The sequence below is a fragment of the Terriglobus sp. 2YAB30_2 genome, from assembly GCF_052114765.1.
Taxonomy (GTDB): Bacteria; Acidobacteriota; Terriglobia; order Terriglobales; family Acidobacteriaceae; genus Terriglobus.
Map to the genome: position 1 here is coordinate 74,034 of NZ_JBFRFJ010000004.1, position 19,610 is coordinate 93,643.

The 19,610-nt window shown below is 58.5% G+C and carries 18 protein-coding genes and 1 tRNA gene; 13 read left to right on the forward strand and 6 right to left on the reverse strand.

All coding sequences use genetic code 11. From position 1 onward, the window contains the following. Nucleotides 1-41 precede the first annotated feature (41 nt). The 3 genes from AB4Y89_RS07985 (at nt 42) to AB4Y89_RS07995 (ending at nt 4,238) form a co-directional block, all read left to right on the forward strand. The gene (locus AB4Y89_RS07985) at nt 42-500 is read left to right on the forward strand and encodes a periplasmic heavy metal sensor (protein WP_442300389.1); all 459 of its coding nucleotides are present in this window, start codon (nt 42-44) and stop codon (nt 498-500) included. 513 nt (nt 501-1,013) lie between these two features. Continuing rightward, nucleotides 1,014-2,627 (forward strand): outer membrane protein assembly factor BamB family protein, encoded by a 1,614-nt coding sequence (locus AB4Y89_RS07990; protein ID WP_442300390.1) that lies wholly within the window; start codon nt 1,014-1,016, stop codon nt 2,625-2,627. Between the two features lie 24 nt (nt 2,628-2,651). After that, nucleotides 2,652-4,238: an outer membrane protein assembly factor BamB family protein gene (locus AB4Y89_RS07995; RefSeq protein WP_442300391.1), complete on the forward strand. Its 1,587-nt coding sequence runs from the start codon at nt 2,652-2,654 to the stop codon at nt 4,236-4,238. A gap of 122 nt (nt 4,239-4,360) precedes the next feature. Here the strand turns inward: AB4Y89_RS07995 and murJ are convergent, their stop codons facing one another. The 3 genes from murJ to AB4Y89_RS08010 all read right to left on the reverse strand — a co-directional run bounded on the left by murJ (nt 4,361) and on the right by AB4Y89_RS08010 (nt 7,063). Beyond that, the gene (gene murJ / locus AB4Y89_RS08000) at nt 4,361-5,968 is read right to left on the reverse strand and encodes a murein biosynthesis integral membrane protein MurJ (RefSeq protein ID WP_442300392.1); all 1,608 of its coding nucleotides are present in this window, start codon (nt 5,966-5,968) and stop codon (nt 4,361-4,363) included. Nucleotides 5,969-6,087: 119 nt separating this feature from the next. Then, nucleotides 6,088-6,555, reverse strand: a complete 468-nt coding sequence (locus tag AB4Y89_RS08005; protein ID WP_442300393.1) for a hypothetical protein — start codon at nt 6,553-6,555, stop codon at nt 6,088-6,090. Between the two features lie 7 nt (nt 6,556-6,562). Next, nucleotides 6,563-7,063: a MerR family transcriptional regulator gene (locus AB4Y89_RS08010; RefSeq protein ID WP_442300394.1), complete on the reverse strand. Its 501-nt coding sequence runs from the start codon at nt 7,061-7,063 to the stop codon at nt 6,563-6,565. Nucleotides 7,064-7,212: 149 nt separating this feature from the next. Here AB4Y89_RS08010 and iscX point away from each other — a divergent pair, with 149 nt between their 5' ends. The 6 genes from iscX (at nt 7,213) to AB4Y89_RS08040 (ending at nt 12,621) form a co-directional block, all read left to right on the forward strand. After that, nucleotides 7,213-7,428 (forward strand): Fe-S cluster assembly protein IscX, encoded by a 216-nt coding sequence (iscX, locus tag AB4Y89_RS08015; protein WP_442300395.1) that lies wholly within the window; start codon nt 7,213-7,215, stop codon nt 7,426-7,428. Beyond that, complete coding sequence (locus AB4Y89_RS08020) at nt 7,429-8,283, forward strand: prephenate dehydrogenase (RefSeq protein WP_442300396.1); 855 nt, start codon at nt 7,429-7,431, stop codon at nt 8,281-8,283. Between the two features lie 727 nt (nt 8,284-9,010). Then, complete coding sequence (locus tag AB4Y89_RS08025) at nt 9,011-9,589, forward strand: RNA polymerase sigma factor (protein WP_442300397.1); 579 nt, start codon at nt 9,011-9,013, stop codon at nt 9,587-9,589. Then, nucleotides 9,586-10,383 carry a hypothetical protein gene (locus AB4Y89_RS08030; RefSeq protein ID WP_442300398.1) on the forward strand — a complete coding sequence of 266 codons (798 nt, stop codon included), beginning with the start codon at nt 9,586-9,588 and terminating at the stop codon, nt 10,381-10,383. Before AB4Y89_RS08025 ends, AB4Y89_RS08030 begins: the two co-directional genes overlap by 4 nt. A gap of 49 nt (nt 10,384-10,432) precedes the next feature. Next, on the forward strand, nt 10,433-11,464 hold the full coding sequence (locus tag AB4Y89_RS08035) for a HEAT repeat domain-containing protein (protein ID WP_442300399.1): 1,032 nt from the start codon (nt 10,433-10,435) through the stop codon (nt 11,462-11,464). 143 nt (nt 11,465-11,607) lie between these two features. After that, nucleotides 11,608-12,621 carry a HEAT repeat domain-containing protein gene (locus AB4Y89_RS08040; RefSeq protein WP_442300400.1) on the forward strand — a complete coding sequence of 338 codons (1,014 nt, stop codon included), beginning with the start codon at nt 11,608-11,610 and terminating at the stop codon, nt 12,619-12,621. A gap of 81 nt (nt 12,622-12,702) precedes the next feature. Here the strand turns inward: AB4Y89_RS08040 and glgP are convergent, their stop codons facing one another. From glgP to AB4Y89_RS08055, 3 genes are all read right to left on the reverse strand, one after another. Then, nucleotides 12,703-14,478 carry an alpha-glucan family phosphorylase gene (gene glgP / locus AB4Y89_RS08045; protein ID WP_442300401.1) on the reverse strand — a complete coding sequence of 592 codons (1,776 nt, stop codon included), beginning with the start codon at nt 14,476-14,478 and terminating at the stop codon, nt 12,703-12,705. Between the two features lie 247 nt (nt 14,479-14,725). Beyond that, nucleotides 14,726-15,037: a hypothetical protein gene (locus tag AB4Y89_RS08050; protein WP_442300402.1), complete on the reverse strand. Its 312-nt coding sequence runs from the start codon at nt 15,035-15,037 to the stop codon at nt 14,726-14,728. Continuing rightward, nucleotides 15,034-16,554, reverse strand: a complete 1,521-nt coding sequence (locus AB4Y89_RS08055; protein ID WP_442300403.1) for an adenosine deaminase family protein — start codon at nt 16,552-16,554, stop codon at nt 15,034-15,036. Before AB4Y89_RS08055 ends, AB4Y89_RS08050 begins: the two co-directional genes overlap by 4 nt. 107 nt (nt 16,555-16,661) lie before the next feature. Here AB4Y89_RS08055 and AB4Y89_RS08060 point away from each other — a divergent pair. The 4 genes from AB4Y89_RS08060 (at nt 16,662) to AB4Y89_RS08075 (ending at nt 19,478) form a co-directional block, all read left to right on the forward strand. After that, nucleotides 16,662-16,736: transfer RNA gene (locus AB4Y89_RS08060), tRNA-Phe, on the forward strand. A 468-nt stretch (nt 16,737-17,204) separates the two neighbouring features. After that, nucleotides 17,205-18,515: a hypothetical protein gene (locus AB4Y89_RS08065; protein ID WP_442300404.1), complete on the forward strand. Its 1,311-nt coding sequence runs from the start codon at nt 17,205-17,207 to the stop codon at nt 18,513-18,515. After that, nucleotides 18,505-18,669: a hypothetical protein gene (locus AB4Y89_RS08070; RefSeq protein ID WP_442300405.1), complete on the forward strand. Its 165-nt coding sequence runs from the start codon at nt 18,505-18,507 to the stop codon at nt 18,667-18,669. Before AB4Y89_RS08065 ends, AB4Y89_RS08070 begins: the two co-directional genes overlap by 11 nt. Before the next feature lie 260 nt (nt 18,670-18,929). After that, nucleotides 18,930-19,478, forward strand: coding sequence for a Panacea domain-containing protein (locus AB4Y89_RS08075; RefSeq protein WP_442300406.1), 549 nt, complete (start codon nt 18,930-18,932; stop codon nt 19,476-19,478). The last annotated feature ends 132 nt before the right edge of the window (nt 19,479-19,610 follow it).

Here is a 19,610-nt window from a genome sequence, read left to right on the forward strand (position 1 = left end):
CGGGCGGGGGCGGCATGCGGGGTGGGGGTGGTCGCCCACCAATGGGGAACGGTGGCGGTTTTGGCGGCGGCTTTCCTGATCGGCGGAACTCGTCTCCCCCTCCGTTTGGCGGCAATAACCCGGGCACGATGAGCACCATGCACGGCGGTCTGCAGGTTGGCCCTCCGGGACGGTGGTGGGACGATAAGAAGTTTTCAGAGTCGATCGGGATTCAGAAAGAACAGCGCTCCCGCATGGACGCGATCTTCGATGCCAACCGTGGAACCCTGGCTTCGCTCTTCCGCTCGCTGCGGAAGGAAGAGGACACTCTTGGCCCTCTGGTCTCGGCGGAGCAGCCCGATGAGAACCGCATCCTGTCTCAGATTGATCGCGTCGCGCAAGCCCGGGCCGAGCTGGAAAAGGCAAACGCCCGCATGCTGTTAGGCATCCGCCGCGAACTTACGCTGGATCAGTGGCATAAGCTGGAAACCCACCGCGGTCAGCAAGCGCCCACCGAATAACTTCATTTCTGGTGGGAGCAGCGGGGTCCCCGGCCAGCTTTGCTGGCTGGGGTATCCAGCGGGGTCCCCGGCCGGCTTTGCTGGCTGGGGTATCCAGCGGGCTTCAGCCCCCCTGATAAACGCATGAAAGTAAATGGGTTTTTAGCCCTGAGTCTTTTCTGGCTGGCCATTTAAAAGGCCAGGGCGAAAGCCCATTCGTTACAGAGCTGGATAACCTGGCCTGAAGGTCACGGCTGCCACCGTATTCGAGCAGAAATTCCCCCGATCTGCGACTTTTGGAGCTCTGTTTCCGTCTCCCCTGCGCCGCATTGTTTGGCGAGTTGTGGCTCAGGAAACATGCATTTGAGACGTTGACAACGGTGTTTTCGATGTGGTCTAACGTCATCGGCTTAAGACGTCTCAAATTTGCGTTACTGAACCCGTCTCAACGCCACAATTTCACGGTTCATCCGTATTGTTATCGCTGCAGCAAATGTCCAGCGTGCTCTGGATTCTGGAGGGGAGGTCTTCCACATGCGTAGGAAATTTCTTTGGTCGGCATGCATCGCTGTCACGGCATGCGCCAGTCTATGGGCCGCGGACTGGCCAAGCGTCGGCGGCAATCCGCAGCGCGACGGCTGGGCGCGTAACGACAAGTACCTGAGCAAGGACAACATCACCAAGGGCCAGGTGAAGCTCCTGTACAAGTTCAAGTTCCCGAATACGGCTGTAGGCTTGGATGCGCTTTCGACGCCCATCGATCTGACAAACCTTATCGGCTGGGCCGGCTTCAAGGAGCTGCTCTTTGTCGGCGGCAGCAGCAATGCCCTTTACTCCATCGATTCCGACCTCGGAGAGAAGTACTTCGAGACGAAGTTCGATGTGAAGCCCAGCGGAACGCCGACCGCACTGTGCTCGGGTGGCCAGACTGCCTCGGTCGTGATGCCGGGCAATAGTATGGGACGCCGCGGTTTTGGCGGCGGCGGCTTCCAGCGCCCGCAGCCGTATGTGTGGGCGGTCTCGAGCGACGGCATGCTTCATGCTGCGCGCCAGCAGGACGGCGATGCGAAGAAGTACATTGCTCCGGTGCAGTTTGTTCCTGCCGGATCGAAGGTCAGCGGTCTGAACACCAACAGCAATGTCATCTACGCCTCAACCGTCGATAGCTGCGCCGGACCGAACGGCCTCTACGCCGCTACGCTGACGCCACCGGTACTTCCTGATATGCCGGACATGCCTTTGGTGAAGCCGGCCGAGTATGCGGTGACCTCGTTCATGACCAATGGCAGCGGATTTTCCGGCCCGGGTGGAGTCACGATCGGCTCCAAGGGGATGCTCTACGGCATGATCGCCGAGGGCAAAGGGAATGTCGCGGGTGAGTACAACGACACGGTTGTAGCGCTCGATCCGAAGACGCTCGAAGTGAAGGACTACTTCACGCCGTCCTCAAAGATGCCCGCGCTGAAGAAAGGCGTCGCCGCCCCAGGCGTGACGCCCGCGCTCTTCCAGTGGAAGGGTAAAGACGTTCTGGTGGCCGGCGGACGCGACGGCAAGCTGTATCTGCTGGATGGCGACTCGCTCGGCGGATCGGACCACAAGACGCCGCTGGCGGTTTCAGACGTTGTCGTTGCTCCGGACGCGGACTTCGGCGGTAACGGCATCTACGGCACCTTCTCGACCTGGGAAGATGAGGCGAACGGGAATGCCCGCTGGCTTTATGCCTCGATTCGCGGAGCGGCAGCCGCGAAGACCGGAGCCAACGGCCCGGCTCCGACCGGCTCGATCGTTGCGTTCAAGATCGAAGAGAAAGACGGTAAGCCCACGTTTGTGCAGCAGTGGGTCTCGCGTGATCTGGTCTCGCCTGCGGGACCGGTGATCTCGAACGGTCTGGTGATGGCGCTCTCCACGGGTGAGAGTCCGCGCCTGGCGAAGAAGGACGGATCGGCGTATTCGGTAGCTGAAGTAGAAAAGGCTTCCAAGCCCGCGACGCTGTACATCCTTGATGCCGCCACCGGCAAGCAACTTTGGTCCAGCGGAACGCAGATCACCAGCTTCTCGCATGTCGAGCTTGGCTATGCCAATGGCCGAGCCTATGTTTCGACCCATGACAACACCGTGTACGCCTTTGGCGTACCGACCGAGCGGTAATGCGCTCTTTGAGGAGATAAGAGTATGAAGAAGCTCATCACACTCGCTGCCGTCGCCTTGAGTTGTGGCGCCGCTGTCGCGCAGAACTGGACGATGGACGGTGGTGATAACGCCCGCTCCGGTTGGGCCAAAGACGAAACCGTCCTGACCAAGGACAATGTCAAAGACCTTACGCTGTTGTGGTCGATCCAGACCGACGTGAAGCCGCACGCGCTGCACGCTCTGATGACGCCGCTCGCGATTCACGGACTGAAGACTGCCTCCGGCGACAAGAACATGCTCTACGTTCTGGGTGTCTCGGATGTGATCTACGCCTTCGACGCCGATACTGGCGCGGAGGTATGGCGCAAGACCTTCGAGCCGGCGCCGCCGCAACAGCAGGGCCCTCCGGGGACGCAACGGAGCGGACCATCGGATCCGCGGCACATGAATTTCCTTGGGCCCGGCGGCACCACAGGTGTTCCGGCGATCTCGGATGCAGACGCTGCCGGCAAGCGCACGCTCTACATGGTTGACGGCAAGGGAAATGTTGTCGGCCTGGACGCAGCGACCGGAGAGGTGGTCTTTGGTCCGATAGCAACCGGCGTCATCAACAAGTTCGGTGTACAGCTCTACAAGGATCAGGTAATCTTCGCCGACTATCACGGTCGCGGCGGCATCATCTCCGTCGATCTGAAGACCAAGGCTATACACAAGACAGTCGGTTTCGCTGGCGGCGGTGGTCTGTGGGGACGCCGTGGACCGGTGATTACCGATGACGGCACAGTGTGGACAACGACCGGCGACGGTATCTACGACGTGACCACGGATCCGAAGAATCCGCTGATCGGCAACTCGGTGGTTGGCTTCGAGCTGCAGGCTGACGGCAACTGGCATCCGAAGGACTGGTTCACGCCGCCTAACTGGGACTGGCTGCGCAAGCGCGACCTCGATCCGAACAACACGCCGACGGTCTTCCACTACAAGGGCCGGGAGCTGATGGCGGCCTCGGGTAAGGAGTGCAAGGTCTATCTGCTCGACCCGAAGAATCTGGGTGGAACGCCGGATCATCACACTCCCCTCTATCGCACGGAGTTGTTCTGCAACTTCGCCGCCGACTTCCAGAACGCGGGAAGCTGGGGTGCTGTCTCTTCGTGGGAAGACAAGGCCGGTACGCGCTGGGTCGTCGTGCCGTTCTGGGGCCCAGCTGCTCCGGAACAGACCAAGTTCCCCATCACGCAGACGCCTGCGGCGAAAGAGGGCGGTGTCGCTGCCTTCAAGCTGGTGGACAAGGCGGGTAAGCCCTCTCTGGAGCCGGCTTGGATCTCGCGTGACATGTTCCGCGGCGATCCTCCGGTCATCGCCAACGGCATGATCATCACGCATGGCAGCGGTGACAACACACAGCAGGCGTGGCCTGACATCGGTCTGAACTTCGACTCCACCATTCGTGCGGCGAAGTCCAACCACGCGACGGTCTATGTGCTGGACGGAACCACCGGCAAGGAACTGTGGTCGAGCGGCGACACCATTACCGGCTTCAATCACTTCACTGATGTCACGATCTCGAACGGAAAGCTCTACGCCGGAACCTACGATGGCAAGCTCTACTGTTTCGGCCTGAAGAAGTAGTTGCGAATCAGGTAAGGGCCACCCGGGCCGGGTGGCCCTCTATGGGCAAAGCAACATTAAGATCTAAGGACAAGTGTGCGCGGCGCGGGGACGTACATGGACACACCTCCAGGGAAAATGTTTTATCGCGCAAACCTTCCCAGAATCTGTCCTGGCAGGCGAGAGCCAGTTGCCTTCAGGACAACGAGTACGATACCAAGCCATACGACACTGGCTCCAGCAATTGCAGAAAGATTTTGAACGTGGCCCTGCAATGCGGGCAATGCGTGCAAGCCGGCGGCGATGGCGCCCCAGCCGATGACAGAGGCTAAAAGGGCTCGTCCCAGCTCGCCGAACTCCAGGCCAGAGACGGGAGTGAGTCGATTGCGTTGCAGCAACACGACCAGCGCAGAGGTATGCAGCAGGATGCCGGCATTCGAAGCCCACGCCAGACCTTCAACGCCCAGACGATGAAAGAGCAGCCAGTACACAGGCATGGAGACTGCCGTGACGATCGTGCCGGAGAGCATAGGAGTGAATGTATTGCCGGCGGCAAAAAATGCCCGCGCGTATAAGTTCTGCGAGGTCCACAGAAAGAGTGAGAGACAGAAGATGGTGAAGAACCACGCTGTCGTCCGCGCACTGGTTTCATCCATGCGTCCGCCGCGCAGGGTGACGTCCACCAGCGGGCCGGCCAGGGCGATCATCCATCCGGCGGCCAGCAGAGAGACAGCCATCAGGCGGGTGACGGCGCGATTGACTGCCTGACCGAATTCCGCGAGTTTGCCTTGACTGTAGAGCGATGCGAAGAAGGGAAGTGAAGCTGCTCCGGCCGCCGGTCCAAGGATGTTCATTGGCGAATTGAAGAGCTGTTTCGCAAAGGCCAGACGGGTAATATCACCGACTCCCTGGGAGGCGAAGTAGGTCCGGATCCATTGGTCCCAGGTCGTAAGGGACTGGCCGATCATGAGCGGTGCAGCAAGCTTGAGCCACTGCCACAGGGCCGGATGGCGGAGGTCGAGTACAGGCTGCCAGCGCATGCCTTCCCGGCGGGCTCCGAAGACGTTGAGCAGAAACATGCCACAGAAAGCGCCCGCGACAGCGCCGACCGCCAGAGAGTGCACGCCAATGCGGCTATGCAGGACGAGAGCTCCGCCGATGATGCCCAGGTTGTAAATGCTGGGTGTGAGCGCCTGGAAAAAAAAGACCTTCTGCACCATCAGCTTTGAACCAAAGACACCGCCCGCAAAGAAGAAGAGCTGTGCCGGCAGAAGGATGCGGGTCAGGCTGACGCATAGAGCAGCTGTGGGAGCATCGAAATGCGGAAACTTGACCGAGACGTACCACGGTGCAAAGAATTCGGCGGCAACAATGGCTGCGCCCAACGCCAGGATCATGGTGTTCAGAATTACGGAGAGGGCACGGTCACCTTCGGCCTCTTCGCCCCGTTCTCTGTAGCCGCTCAGCAGGCTGACGAAGGTAGAAGAGGCGAGACCCCCGATCAGGAAGTAGTACACCATGTCGGGAAGCTCGAAGGCCCCGATGTAGGCATCTGTGGCATTGGTGGCGCCGAAGAGGTGGGCGATGAGCTTCTGCCGTATCAGAGCAAGAACGCCGCTGCTCATTACGCTGCCGGCCATGAGCAGCAGTGATGCGGAAAAGGCTGAGTGCGTGGCGCCCGGTTTCAGCCATTGCAGCCATCGGAGCAGCCTGGGCTGTTTGCTGTTCGTCTGTTCCTGGCTGTTCTGCATGCGTACGCTTTTGAGACGATTTTATGGGCGTGCGATCCCGTGAACCTCATGGCAAGGCAGATTCTGCACTTATCCCAGGAGGAGAACAGGGAAGTGGAAACGGTGGGAAAAGGGGCGCGCTACCAGATAGCGTCGTCTTCTTCGGCGCGCTTCGGTGCTTTGGCGGCAGGCCCCTTCTTGGAGCTCTGTCCCTGAGAGACCTTCACCGTGGTGTAGGGAGCGTACGACGGCGTCTGCGACTTCTGTGCCGCGGGATCGTCCGCCGATCCGTTGGTCCAGCTCTTCCAGGTCTCCTTCGGTCCAGGTGCGCGGGAGTGACGGATGCTGGCGGGGACGGAGAGGCCGGCGACGGGAATGCTGGCGAACTGTCGTTGGCTGCAGGTCAGGCAGCGCACGGGATAACGCAGGAAAAGGACGTGCAGCAGGTCGCTGGTGCGCAACTTGGAACGGCGAAACGATGTTCCCGGGCAGAAGAGACAGCGAACGCCGTGTTCATCTTCGCGGACACGCCGAATGCTGGTCGCAGCCGCGGCCTGACGGCGAATTTCGCGACGCTCGTCTTGCGATAGCTTGTGGGATTCCTGCATCGTCTTTTCAGAATAAACGGTCTGTTGCGTCGGGCTTCCCGGAATCCTCAGGATTCTTTGAGGCTTTACGTCCGGAAGCGCGCCGTTTGGTTGTCGTTGGAGGGGTTCCCGGGGGCTGCGAGAGCATCTCCACCAGAGAGCGAACTTCGCGCCGGATACCGTCCATCTTGCTTCGATCTGAGTTCTCTTCCACGCGGAAGAGCGTCGCCGGAGCATCCTTCTGGCGCTGCTCGGTCTTGAAGGCCTGCCGGGCGCCGGCGATGGTGTAGCCCTCGTCGTAGAGGAGCTGCTTGATGCGCAGCGCCATCTCCACATCGCGGCGGCGGTAGAGACGCTGGCCCGTACCGCCCTTATTGGGCTTCAGGTTGGGAAACTCGCTCTCCCAGAAACGCAGGACATAGGCCGGCACGCCACACAGGCGCGCAACCTCGCCGATGCGGAAGTACAGCTTGTCCGGAATCTTGTCCGGCTTTCCCGGCATCTTCTTTCGCGCTTCACCCAGGGCCATGGCTAAATCTTCCCCGTATCGGACTGATTATAGGCCCGGAAAAGTTGCAAGTTAAAAGTTGAAAACTTTATGTAGAGACTCTGAGTACAGTACAGGTTGCCCTGGTTGACCGAACGAAGCCGGATACACTAACTGTCGGAGAGTGATGCATGCCTCGCGAAATTGAATGGTCTGACGCAGAAGAGATCGGTATCCAGCTTCAGGAGAAGTTTCCTGACCTGGACCCCCTCACCGTCCGCTTCACGGACCTGCACAAACTTGTCACGGAGCTGCCCGATTTTGTGGGCGACCCGATGAAGTCGACCGAAGGTCTGCTGGAGGCGATCCAGATGGCCTGGTATGAGGAGTACAAGGACGCCCAGTAAGTGAACTCTCTTCTCATTGTCGGAACCGGGTTGATCGGCGCCTCCACGGGATTGGCGCTGAAGGCTGCGGGATTTTCCGGCCACATCACCGGCTTCGATCTCAGTCCCGCGGAGCTGCTCATCGCCCACGAGTCAGGCGCGATCGACGAGGTTGTCTCCACCCGCGAGGCCGCGGTGGAGGTTGCACGGAAGAGCGATGTGATACTGCTGGCTGTGCCGGTGCTCGCCATCCTGGACTGGATGACGATTCTGGCTCCGGTGCTGAAGCCAGGCCAGCTTGTAACCGACACCGGAAGCACGAAGGTGCAGATCGCGGATGTTGCCCAGAGGCTGTTTCCCAGCTCTGCAGGACCACGCTTTCTGCCCGGGCATCCCATGGCCGGCAAGGAATCCGGCGGCGCCGCTATTGCGGAGGCAGGGCTCTATCAGGGAGCCGTGTGGATCTTTACGCCGGTCGATGCGGAGACGACGGTGGAGGAGACCGCGTGGCGTGAGTGGATGTCGGCGATTGGGACCAAGGTGATGGACCTTGAGCCGGCGCGTCACGATCAGTTGCTGGCGTGGGTCTCACACCTGCCGCAGATGGTGTCGACCGCGTTGTCGGCGCTGCTGGAGGATACGTTCGGCGATGACCCGGATCTGCGGGCCATCGGCGGCCGTGCGCTCCGGGAAATGACACGGTTGGGAAGCTCGCCGTATAGCATGTGGCGCGATGTTGCCATGACCAATACGGCGCCGCTGGCGAACTCGTTGCTGGCCTTGGAGCAGCGGTTGCAGCACCTGCGCGAGCATCTGCGCGCTCCGGAGCTGAGGGAAGAGTTCCAGCGGGCGAATAAGTTTCGCGAGCCGCGGTGAAGGATCCCAGTAGCACGCATTAGTGCGCCACGAGTGGAACCTCAGGTGTATCGAAGAATTAGACAGAGCCCATGCACGGGGTGCCCCATGTCCCTCGGGGACATGGGCCCGGTCTTTGCTCTCCCCGTTAGAATTCTTCAGCTGGCACGAAGATAACTCTCACCGCGATAAGATTCGCGCTGCATTGGGAGTCGAGTTATAGAGCGGGCCTTCAGCCCTTAGTCGTTCAATGTGACCGGGACCGGGCGTTGCCCCAGGATGATATGGAACGCGCCTTCAGCGCTTAGAACCCTAATTGTGGTCTTCGTCAGGACCATGTTCGAAGCGTTGCCATGGTGTTGTAGGAGTATCGCGCACTGCGTACCAGCCTTGGAGGTAAGTCGGCCAGTTCCTTCATGGACGGGATCGATCATAACAACCTCCCATCCGAACTCCTCGATGTGATCCATGGTTCTCTTTTCACGTTCGTCGAGGTTCTGGGAACGGAAGAATCTCAGTCGTTCGGTACTGTAGGGTGGTTGCGGCATAAGAAGACTCTAGAGCGTTTTCCCTGTTTCTGGGCATCCCAGAACGGTCGTGCAGCGGCGTTTTCATTGCGGAAAACACCCATAGATGTGGAAGCCCTGCATTGCACCCACAGGGAAAATGCTCCATCGCGTTGGTTGGGGTAGAAAATTTTCACACCGTACCTAACCGCACCCCTATCCCCCCTGTCTAAGGAGGCGAAATGGAGAAGGCAGAAAAAGAGGCGATCCGGCGGGTAGTTGCCGGCGACCGGGACGCGTACCGCGTTCTGATGGACCGCCACTACGCTGCCGTCTTCCGGATCTCATTCCGCATTACCGGCAACGAAGCCGATGCGGAAGAGGCGGCGCAGGAGAGTTTTTTGCGCGCCTACAACAAACTTCCGGAGTTCCGGCAGGATGCTGCCTTTGGAACCTGGGTGACGAGGATAGCGATGAATACGGCCATGAATCTGGTAGAGCGCAGAAATCGGGACCTTTCGGTCTATGCGCCGCGTGTCTCCGACGAGGTGGGTGAGGGCACCGTGCAGGTGGCCAGCCACCGCGCCGGTCCGGAGCGCGCTCTGCTGGACATGGAGACGGCGACGCTGCGGCATGCCGCCATGGCATCCCTCACCCCGATGGAGCGCACTGCTTTCACTCTGCGCCATATGGAAGAGGTCGGTATGGCGGAGATCGCCGAGGCGCTCGGTGTCCCCGTCAACTCAGCCAAGCAGGCTGTTTTTCGCGCCGTCGCCAAGCTTCGGCGTGCCCTGGAACCCGTCGCAGGAGGTATGCGATGAAGCACTATAGCGAAGAAGATCTGATTGCGTACCAGATGGGCGAGAGCTCTGAGGCCCGCTCGATCGGCGAACATCTCGAGCAATGCGCGGAGTGTGCCACGCTGGCCGAGTCCGTTGCACAGACCTTGCGTGTTTTCTCGGCCGAGCCGGTGCCAATGCGGACGCCGGTGGATATGGACCTGAGCTGGCAGCGGTTACGCGGCAATCTGGCCGTGCTGGAGGCAGCGCCGAAGAAGAAGCGGTGGTTCTCCCTCTGGATGTGGCCGGCTGCCGGAGCTTTTGCCGCAGCGGCAGTCGTCATGATTGTGGTTGGTCTGCGCATGCACCATATGCCGAACACCGGCGGAGGAGAAGAGACCGCGACGCAGCGTGCCTCGGTGACCGATGCGTTGAAGAGTCTTGTGGGCCGGCATCAACAGGCGCACCCTATCAACGGCCATGGACCGCTGACCGATGTTCCGTCTGACGATCCGCAGATCTCCGCGCATCTCGACTCCGCCGAACGTCTGCTCACCACGGTGAACCATGAAGAGGGCCCACTCGATGAGGCGACACGCGCCCAGGCACACGATCTGCTGCTGAAGAACGCGGTCTATACGCAGACAGCGCGCGACCGCGGTGATCTCGCAGAGGCGGTAGTGCTCGACAACCTCGGACGCGTCCTCATCGGTCTGGATCATGCGCCGGAGACACCGAGGAGTACGTGGCAGTTGCGGCTGGAGATGAATACCGACGGGCTTTTGCTGGACCTGCGTGTGCTGCGCCAGAACGATGAGCACGGCTCTTCGAGGTAAGCGGCAAGCAGTAGTAAATGAGTTTTTTGGTCACAAAGGAGATGCACTTATGAAGCACTGGATTTTACTTGCAGGTCTGGCATCCGCTGGTTGCGCGCACGTTGCGCTTGCTGCTGGTCCCCTACAGCCCGCAATCTTTATCACTGAGCCCGGCGCCCCTACCGGGGAAGACGACTACACTGCCGGAACCAAGGCAATGAACGAGCAGCGCTGGCAGGACTCGATCGTTTCTTTCGACAAAGTCATTGCCGCTAAGGGATCGAAGGCCGACGCGGCGTTTTACTGGAAGGCCTATGCCCTCAACAAGCTGGGCCGGCGCGATGACTCGGCAGCGACCTGCAGTGCACTGCGGGGCGAGTATCCGAAGTCCACGTGGAATAAGGATTGCGCCGCCCTGGGTATTAGCACCGGACATGTGCGTGTGGTTGTGGGCAAGAACGGCAGGACGAGCTCCTCCACGTCCAGCTCCTCCTCTTCATCGTCATCGTCCAGCGGTGACGACGAGAACACCTTTGCGATCGGCCCCGTCCCGCCGGTTCCTCCCATGCCGCCGGTTCCGGCAGGGGAGGGCTCGTATACCTACAGGCGCGATCGCAGAAGTACGGGAGATCCCGATGCCGATCTGAAGATCCTTGCGCTGGGCGCGCTGGCGAACCAGGATGCCAGTCGAGCTGTCCCGGTGATCCGCGACCTGCTTCGGGGCAATCAGCCGGAGGCGGTGAAGAGGCAGGCGCTCTTCGTCCTTGGCCAGAACAAGTCGCCCGAGTGCCAGAACCTGTTGCGGGAGATCGCGCTTGGCAAGCAGGACCCCGATCTACAGCGGCAGGCGATGCAGATGCTGGCTATCACCCAGGGGAAGAAGGCGAACGATACGCTGGCAGATGCCTATCGACAATCCACTGATCCGAAGACGAAGCGGGCTGCCGTATCTGCGATGTTCATCTCCGGAGATGCTCAGAAGCTGGTTGAAATTGCCCGAGGTGAGAAGGATCTTGAGCTGAAGCGGCAGATCGTCTCGCAGCTTGCACTGATGAACGACAAGGTCGCCCAGGACTACATGCTCGAGCTGTTGCGCCAATAACCAACCTGCCTGTGTCGTCTGTCCGGAAATGGACGATACAGGCAGTTATCCCTCCGTCATCCAGTGAATTGGATCGATTTTCCGGATTTTTCCCATACCCTAAGAACTTTTTACGAAAACTCTCGTATCAGGAGACAAAGGCCATGAGAATCGCCTTCCGCATCCTCGTCGTTTCACTTGGGCTGGTTGCACCGCTTGCGGCCCAGCAACCGGCTGTTACCGGCGTGCAGGTCGACGCGCACGTCGCTCATGGTCTGTCCGCGGAGCTGAGCGCCGCGGCGAAAGACAGCACTGCGTGGGTGGGTTATTCCATCCCAGTACTCGGACACTTCTCGGACAACGATGGAGAGACCCTTTATCTGGAGGGCTCCCATGACGGAGAAGCACGGGATAGCGACCGGCAGGACTTCGACCATGTAAATGTTCTGTTGCGCATGGAGAAGGGCGCGGTCACAAAGGTCCGCGTGGCGACTCCGAACCGCAAGCTGGATACCGGCGGGGTGAAGTTTGTGTGGCTTGAGGGTGTCTCTCAGGATGAGAGCATTCGCGAGTTCGCATCGCTGGCCAACAATGCCTCGCAGGAACGCAGGGTGCGCGATGCCTCGGTGATGGTGATCGCGCAGCATGAATCGTCTGCGGCGACCAGCACTCTAATTTCCATGACAACCAATGGCGATTCGTTTGTCCGTGAGAAGGCTGCCTTCTGGCTGGGTGCGCATCGCGGGCAGGATGGCGTCAAGGGATTGCTGCAGCTTACACGCACCGAGCAGGATGAACATCTGCGCGGCAAGCTCGCCTTCGACTTAACCCTTGGTAAAGAAAATCCCTCAGCCATCGATGAACTGATCTGGATGGCAAAGAACGATGCTTCGCCTCACGTCCGCAAAGAGGCCCAGTTCTGGATGGCTCAGAAAGCCGGCAAACGAGCTGCGGGGGAACTTCGTCAAATTGTTCAGAATGACCCGGACCGAGGCATTCGCCGGTCTGCGGTCTTCGCGATCTCGCGGCTGCCGGAAGGCGAAGCAGCCGCTCAACTGATCCAGGTAGCAGAAACCAACAAGGATCCTGATGTACGCAAGCAGGCGATCTTCTGGCTCGGCCAGTCGAAGGATCCAAAAGCGTTGGACTACCTGACCAAGCTCCTCAGGAGTAACTGAGGACCCTCGAAACACTCGCAGCCTGCAGCGGTTTCGCATCCCGCTGCAGGCTCTTTTTCGTGTCTTTTTTGGTGTCCAGGGTTATATCGAGGTCTCACTTACCAGCGTGCTTTCGGCGATCGGTGCAACAAGACTGGCTGGTTGCAGAGTCGCGCGATCCAGGCGGTAAGACCGGCAGATGTACTGGTCGACCATACGTTGCGTATTGAAGAAGGCCCCGTTGATGCCGATGGCGTGCTGCATGATCTTTGCCCACTTCTGCTTGTCGAGGAAGGCTGGGCCTACAGCCTTCTCCAGTTTTTCGTAGAGCGAGACTGCTTCTTCTTCATCATTTACGCCGTCTTCGATAGCCCATCCGGTCGAGCCCTCGGCGCAGCCCTCGATCCACCATCCGTCCAGGATGCTGAGGTTGGGTACGCCGTTGAGCGTGGCCTTCATGCCGCTGGTGCCGCTGGCCTCGTAGGGACGCCGCGGTGTGTTCAGCCAGATGTCCACGCCGGCGGTAAGCAACGCGCCCAGATTCATGTCGTAGTTTTCGAGATAGACGACGTGGATGGGGCTCCGCTTCAGGCCGTGGGCTGCGCTGATGACCTCATGAATCAATGCCTTGCCGGGTCCATCAGCGGGGTGTGCTTTGCCGGCGTAGACAACCTGCAGGCCGCCGATCGCCTCAGCGATATGGAGAAGACGCTGCGTGTCTTCGAAGAGAAGGGTCGCGCGCTTGTAGGTGGCAGCGCGGCGGGCAAAGCCCAGGGTCAGGACATCTTCACGCAGGATGACGCCAGTGCGTTCCTTTACGGTCTCGATCAGACGCTGCTTGTTTACGGCGTGCGCGGCTGCGATCTCCTGCGGCTCGACTCCGTAGATGCCGCGCAGAGCGTAGTTGTCGGCGCGCCATCCATCCAGCTTCCGGTCGAAGAGGTCAGCCATGGCCGGCGAGACCCAGGTGCCCGCATGTACGCCGTTGGTGATGTAGTGGATCGGCGTATCCGGAAACATCTGCTGCGAAACCTTGCCGTGCTGCATTGCGACACCGTTTACGTAGCGAGAGAAGCGAAGGGCCACGTATGTCATGTTCAGCAACCCATCGTGGATGCCACCGAAACGGCTATAGAGGCCGGCGCGCTCCTGTCCAAGGATGGCGAGCATCTGGTCGTAGCCAAAGCGGTCGTGACCCGCGGGTACGGGCGTGTGCGTCGTAAAGACGCATTGTTGCTTGACTGCCTCAACCTCTTCATCGGTAGCCGTGCTCAACGGACGTCCGTTCAGCCGGTTTTCCAGCAGAGCAGTGGTCAACAGGGCCGCGTGGCCCTCGTTCATATGGAAGACCTCTGGCTGAACGCCGAGAGCGTGCAGCATAGCGATGCCGCCGAGTCCGAGTACGGCTTCCTGGCAGAGACGATAGTAGTTGTCGCCACCGTAAAGGGTGTCGGTAAAGGTGCGATCCCACGAGTCATTCGGTTCGACGTCGGTATCGAGCAGCAGCACCGGAATCACATGCCCGGTTACGCCAACGACATCGTAGCGCCACGCGCGAACCAGGAGCTCACGGTTCTGAACAGTAATGGCAGCGACCGCCTCGGCCGAGGGCAAACGGCCTTCAGGCGACCACGGCATTGGAGCCTCGGTCTGCCGTCCGTCGCTGTCGAGCATCTGACGGAAGTAACCCTTGCGGTGAGCCAGGGTCACAGCGACCATTGGAACTCCCATGTCCGCGGCGGAGCGTAACGTATCTCCCGCCAGAACACCCAAACCGCCCGAGTAAGTGGGCAACCCTACTTCCAATGCGATCTCCATGGAAAAGTAGGCAACACGACTATTTCTCAACGCTTCAGCGGCAACATCCTGCAGAGTCATGCCAGATAAAACCTCGCCCTTCGGGGTCCCAGATATGCAGGCTCATCGTTCCGTCCTGCTTTAGCCCGTGAATTGTTCGGACCCCTTACATAACAACTTCACAGCACTAACCCGAGGAAATCAATGCAAATCTCGTTCCATTCCTGCGGAAAATAGGCACATTACTTCGGTGTATGACGAAAAAAACCCGGCTGGGTTGACAGCCGGGGCGGCGATATTTCTCGCTATGTCTTTTAGAGGGCAGAGTTTAGAAGTGGTTGAGACCTACTTCGGTGGACTTAAGTCCGAGATGTGACAAAAGGCCGAGTACTACCACGACGGCGAAGCAGAGGGTCGGCCGGAGCCAGGCATTGCGGTTCCGCCGTATGCCGAACTCGATGGCCAGAAGGACAATCCAGGAAATGGCGGCGGCGATGATCCAGTCATAGACCATTACACGCACCACGCCGTTTTCGGTGCGAAGAATTTTCTCAACGTTGAAAGGATGCATGACGAAACCGACGAGTGCTGCAACGAAGAGCAGCAGCAACTCGCCGATGGCGATGAGAGCGGACTTCATTGCACACCTGCCTCGAAGGTGCGGAAGCGGCGTTCCAGCTCCCACTGCTGTGTTGCCTTCTCACTGGATTTCAGGAACTCTGCGCACTTGGTCGTAGGTTTGTCAGCACCCAGCTGCTGCGCGGCGCAGGCGGCAACCGGCTTGCCCCAGGCGTCAGGGCCCGACCATAGAGTGTCCCCGGGTAGAAAGCAATGTTCGATGCCGGTCCGCGCCATATTCTTCAGATCGATGTAAGTAAGGCTGTGCTCCATGGCGGCGCGTGTGTACTCGTTGGTGAGATCGCTGCGCGAGACGCCCTCATCGTCGGTCGAAAGCGAGACCGGAACCTTGGCCGCACGGTAGCTGGCCAGGGGATGGTGGTTGCCGGTGATGCCGAGAATGCCGTCGTTGCTGGTGAGATTGATCTCGACCATCACGTGTTTGGCGGCCATCTCCTTCAGCAGGGCGTGAGGATCGGTCTCATACATGACATCGACACCGTGGCCGATGCGTTCAGCGCCGGCGACCTCAACGGCTTCACGGATATGGAACTTCAGCCCATCGGGCGGGACGATGCCGGGGGCGAGCTCTCCGGCGTGCAGCGAGAGGTGGACCTTGGGGTACTTTGTCTTGAGGAACTGCAGGAACTTCATCTGCCGGTCGTACTCGCTCATCGACATATAGGAGTCTTCGGGCTGCACGAAGTTGATGCCAACGACGCGTGGATCCGCGGAGGCGAGCTCAAAGCCAAGCAGGGTCTGTGCGTAGACCTGCTGCGGTGGGAAGGCGCGCAGCACCTGGAAGATGAAGCGTACTGTCATGCCGCAGGCGGGTGTCGCGGAAGGTGTGCCGCAGTGTTCGATCTCGTTGCGGCGGGCTCCGATGCTGTCGATCTCCGCAATGTCGCGTTTGACGTTGTCACGCACGGCGCCCTCGAGCAGTTTCTGGCGCAGATCTTCGAGGTCATCGTTCCAGCCGAGCTTGTAGCCCAGGGCAGCGCTGGCGCTGAAGTCGGGCGTGTGCATGATCTCGAGATATTGCTCGTTCTGTGAGGCGGCACGGGAAGCGACCTCGTCAAGCCATTCACCGACATGTTTGCGGTCGAGACCGCCGAAGCGGCCGAAGGTAGCGAAGAACTGGTCGTGGCCGCTGTAACCGGCGTAGGGCACAAACGAGCGCATGGAGAAGGCGTTGACCAGGTTGTCGTAGAGGGTCTGGTCTTTGAGTACGTTCTCGGCTGGCACCAGGCCGTCGGCGCAGGTACCGGTGGGGTTCTTGGCGAAGGCTTTGGCCTTCGGATCGATGCAGATGTGGTCTTCGACGGCGTCCTTGATGAAGGTCTCGGCATACACCGCGCCGGAGAGGTGGACGTGCAGGTCGCTGCCCTTGGGCATCTTGGCCAGGAAGGCATGCGCAGAGAGAGGACCTTGTTTCACGGCAGAGGCCAGGGCGCGGCCGGCCTTCAACTCACTAGGGGTCTGCGCGGCCGCGGTGATCGCAAGGCATGCGAGGGCCGCGAGTACTCGTGTGCATCTCATCAGAGGGAAATCCTTTCGTGGAAACAGGCCCAGCATACCCTACCGACGCCGGGTCGAGGTTTGTCCCATCCGCCTTTCGATTGCTATACTAAGGACACTCCACGAAGGGCCAGGTAGCTCAGTGGTAGAGCGCGGCCCTGAAAAGGCCGGCGTCGGCGGTTCGATCCCGTCCCTGGCCACCATCCTGATGAAAATACAGCACTTCAGCCGCGCTCTTAGAGCGCGTAGCGGCGTATGTTGCACGCGGCCATGAACAGGTCCAGCCGTCAGCGGTTCGATGCGGTACCTGGCATCAGAAAGATTCCCCACCCTTCGCCATATGTAGGCTAGATGCGTACCTATGGTGGGCTGATGCAGCCACAACCGCCAATAGTAGGAAGCAATAAATGCGTTGCTCCGCAGCCATTATTTGCCTTACGTTGAAAAGGTGGTTGGCATCGTTTACGGATGCCAGCTATCTGGAAGTCGCCGCCAGGGTACGGTTTGACGATCCCCATTCTTATGGATGTCTCTGCGTCTTTCGGCATGATTGCTGTAGCGAAGCCCTCCTAGGCATCGGACTTGTTTCTTTGAATGCGCATCGAAACTTCATTGCTTGAGACGGAGGTTACTGCGCTACACTTCCGTTCGACCCAAGAACACGTCATCAGATGACTGCCCAGATCGCAATCATGAACAGAAACGCTGTTGCACTCGCCAGCGATAGCGCTGTTACCACCCGAAGTGCCGGGGGCGTCAAAGTTCATAATGGGGCCAATAAGCTATTCACGTTGTCCAAATACCATCCCGTCGGGATCATGGTTCACAACAATGCTGACTTTATGGGCTACCCATGGGAAACCATGATCAAAGCCTATCGAAGGCAACTCGGCACCCGATCTTTCCCGCAGGTGTCCGACTACGCAGCAGATTTCTTTGGATATTTGACCTCGCAACGGCATCTCTATGGAGATGCGAAACAAATCGAGTGGATAACATCTTTTCTGCGGAACTACATCCGGATGCTGAAGAGCACCTTCGAAGAGATCGTTCGATCTCGCTTCGAGGCGACCGGGGCGCTTGACGCTGGAGAAGTTCAGCAGATATTTCTCGATTTCATTGCTGAAAACCATGCGATCCTCAATAGTCGTGGTCGTGTCGATTGGATTGACCTTGCTTTCAGAGATGCATCGGGAAGAGCGATAACGCCCATCATTGAGACGCTATCGGCGGAAATCTTCGAACGATTATTAACGCGTGACTCCGCGGCTGCCGTTATAGAGTTGGTGCGCGAGCAGTTCTTGATCGATACGACACCTGCTTATTCAGGTGTAACGTTCGCTGGATTTGGGAGAGATGAATTCTTACCGGTAGTTGAGGCCTATTGGGTGGACGGCATGATCGGGGACGTCCTTCGATATGGAAGAGTTACCCAATCATCTTCTAACCTGAACAATGACGGGCGACGTTGTTGGATCTTTCCCTACGCACAATCAGACACTGTCCACCGTTTCCTGCGTGGAGTAGACCCTCAATTTCGCATCAAACTGCACTCTCACCTTGATCAAGCCTTGTCGACCATGACAACCAGCCTACTTGAGCAGGTTGCACCTGAAGAAGGCAATGGAGCGGAGAGGGAGCGCATCACTGGGCTCGTTGGACGGGCTGCTGAGACATGTAAACAGAATTTCATCAATCAGATCGACGATCTCCAAATGTCTCAATTCGTTGCACCTGTCATGGACGTCGTGGATGGACTACCCAAAGATGAACTAGCAGCAATGGCAGAATCACTGGTGAATCTCACTTCGTTCCAACGGAAGATCCTGCGTGAGGCCGAGACCGTAGGAGGTCCGATTGACGTAGCTGTCATCAGCAAAGGTGATGGATTCATTTGGATCAAACGAAAACATTATTTCGAGAGGGATTGGAATCCGTCCTTCTTTGCAAATTACTATCGAGGAGATGGCAATGAACACTAACGCCCAGCCCGAAACGAAGACCGCCTCAAAACTCACGACTTACAACGAGTTCATCCAACGCTTTTTCCCGAATCGTGGGGAAGAAGAGCGTACCAAGGCAGATCTTAACGTTCAGCGGAGCACCGCAGCTGTATCGACCTACGGTGTTCGATAGTTTTACTCCCCGGGCTCACTTGATTTCCCCTTCTTCGTAGTCCTACAGCCGCTCCTAAGGGCATGTTTTCTGCTCCGTTCCTGTATCTAACGAATGGAGTCGATGGCCGAGCTGTACAAGTCAGGTGTACGAGACATATTCCTTGTACGGATAAAGCATTCTTAGGCGAATGAATGGCGAAGGATGTATACTTTATTAGATAGTTCTGAACGTTTCTAAACAGAATTGCACCTCGCCGATATATCTAAGGGAGGTAGAGTATGGCATTTGACGAACAGAAAGCCACGGAAGCTGCAGCATACCTTCTCAGGTTGCGAGGCGGACGTATGTCTTACCTGAAACTGATCAAGTTGCTTTATCTCGCCGATAGGGAAGCGCTCGCTCGGTGGGGGTTTTCGATCAGCAATGATGCACACTACTCGATGCCACATGGGCCTGTCGTTAGTCACACATACAATCTCATGATTGATGAGGTAGACAAGCCATTTTGGAGTCAGTACATAACTCCTCCCCTTGGCAATTATGAGATCGAGTTGACGGCTGCGGAATGTCCTACGGATAAACTGTCCCGCGCAGAAGAGAAGTTGCTGTCGGAAATATTCGACAAGTATGGCAGGATGACGCGGTGGCAGCTGCGTGATTTCAGCCACACGTTGCCAGAATGGCATGATCCTGACGGCTCATCAGCGGCTATCAGTACTCGAGAAATCCTTGCCGTTCAAGGCGTTCCGGAAGACGATATTTTGGCGATTCTCAAGGAGAACGATGAAGTCGAGCGTTCTGAACGAATCTTGGGAAGCGTCGCATAACACATGAACTGTGGTGATGCTTTCATGATCGAAGATGACGATCAGGCTAAAGAGCATCTACACATTGTGCTGTCAAAACCTAACAACCGTGGCGAGTTAGTGACTGCCTCGATATGCACACAGCAGTCAAGG

Bases quoted from the DNA above. Each gene is read 5' to 3' on its own strand.
- AB4Y89_RS07985 (WP_442300389.1), top strand. From the start codon at position 42: ATGGGGAACGGTGGCGGTTTTGGCGGCGGCTTTCCTGATCGGCGGAAC.
- AB4Y89_RS07990 (WP_442300390.1), top strand. From the start codon at position 1,014: ATGCGTAGGAAATTTCTTTGGTCGGCATGCATCGCTGTCACGGCATGC.
- AB4Y89_RS07995 (WP_442300391.1), top strand. From the start codon at position 2,652: ATGAAGAAGCTCATCACACTCGCTGCCGTCGCCTTGAGTTGTGGCGCC.
- murJ (WP_442300392.1), bottom strand. From the start codon at position 5,968: ATGCAGAACAGCCAGGAACAGACGAACAGCAAACAGCCCAGGCTGCTC.
- AB4Y89_RS08005 (WP_442300393.1), bottom strand. From the start codon at position 6,555: ATGCAGGAATCCCACAAGCTATCGCAAGACGAGCGTCGCGAAATTCGC.
- AB4Y89_RS08010 (WP_442300394.1), bottom strand. From the start codon at position 7,063: ATGGCCCTGGGTGAAGCGCGAAAGAAGATGCCGGGAAAGCCGGACAAG.
- iscX (WP_442300395.1), top strand. From the start codon at position 7,213: ATGCCTCGCGAAATTGAATGGTCTGACGCAGAAGAGATCGGTATCCAG.
- AB4Y89_RS08025 (WP_442300397.1), top strand. From the start codon at position 9,011: ATGGAGAAGGCAGAAAAAGAGGCGATCCGGCGGGTAGTTGCCGGCGAC.
- AB4Y89_RS08030 (WP_442300398.1), top strand. From the start codon at position 9,586: ATGAAGCACTATAGCGAAGAAGATCTGATTGCGTACCAGATGGGCGAG.
- AB4Y89_RS08035 (WP_442300399.1), top strand. From the start codon at position 10,433: ATGAAGCACTGGATTTTACTTGCAGGTCTGGCATCCGCTGGTTGCGCG.
- AB4Y89_RS08040 (WP_442300400.1), top strand. From the start codon at position 11,608: ATGAGAATCGCCTTCCGCATCCTCGTCGTTTCACTTGGGCTGGTTGCA.
- glgP (WP_442300401.1), bottom strand. From the start codon at position 14,478: ATGACTCTGCAGGATGTTGCCGCTGAAGCGTTGAGAAATAGTCGTGTT.
- AB4Y89_RS08050 (WP_442300402.1), bottom strand. From the start codon at position 15,037: ATGAAGTCCGCTCTCATCGCCATCGGCGAGTTGCTGCTGCTCTTCGTT.
- AB4Y89_RS08055 (WP_442300403.1), bottom strand. From the start codon at position 16,554: ATGAGATGCACACGAGTACTCGCGGCCCTCGCATGCCTTGCGATCACC.
- AB4Y89_RS08065 (WP_442300404.1), top strand. From the start codon at position 17,205: ATGACTGCCCAGATCGCAATCATGAACAGAAACGCTGTTGCACTCGCC.
- AB4Y89_RS08070 (WP_442300405.1), top strand. From the start codon at position 18,505: ATGAACACTAACGCCCAGCCCGAAACGAAGACCGCCTCAAAACTCACG.
- AB4Y89_RS08075 (WP_442300406.1), top strand. From the start codon at position 18,930: ATGGCATTTGACGAACAGAAAGCCACGGAAGCTGCAGCATACCTTCTC.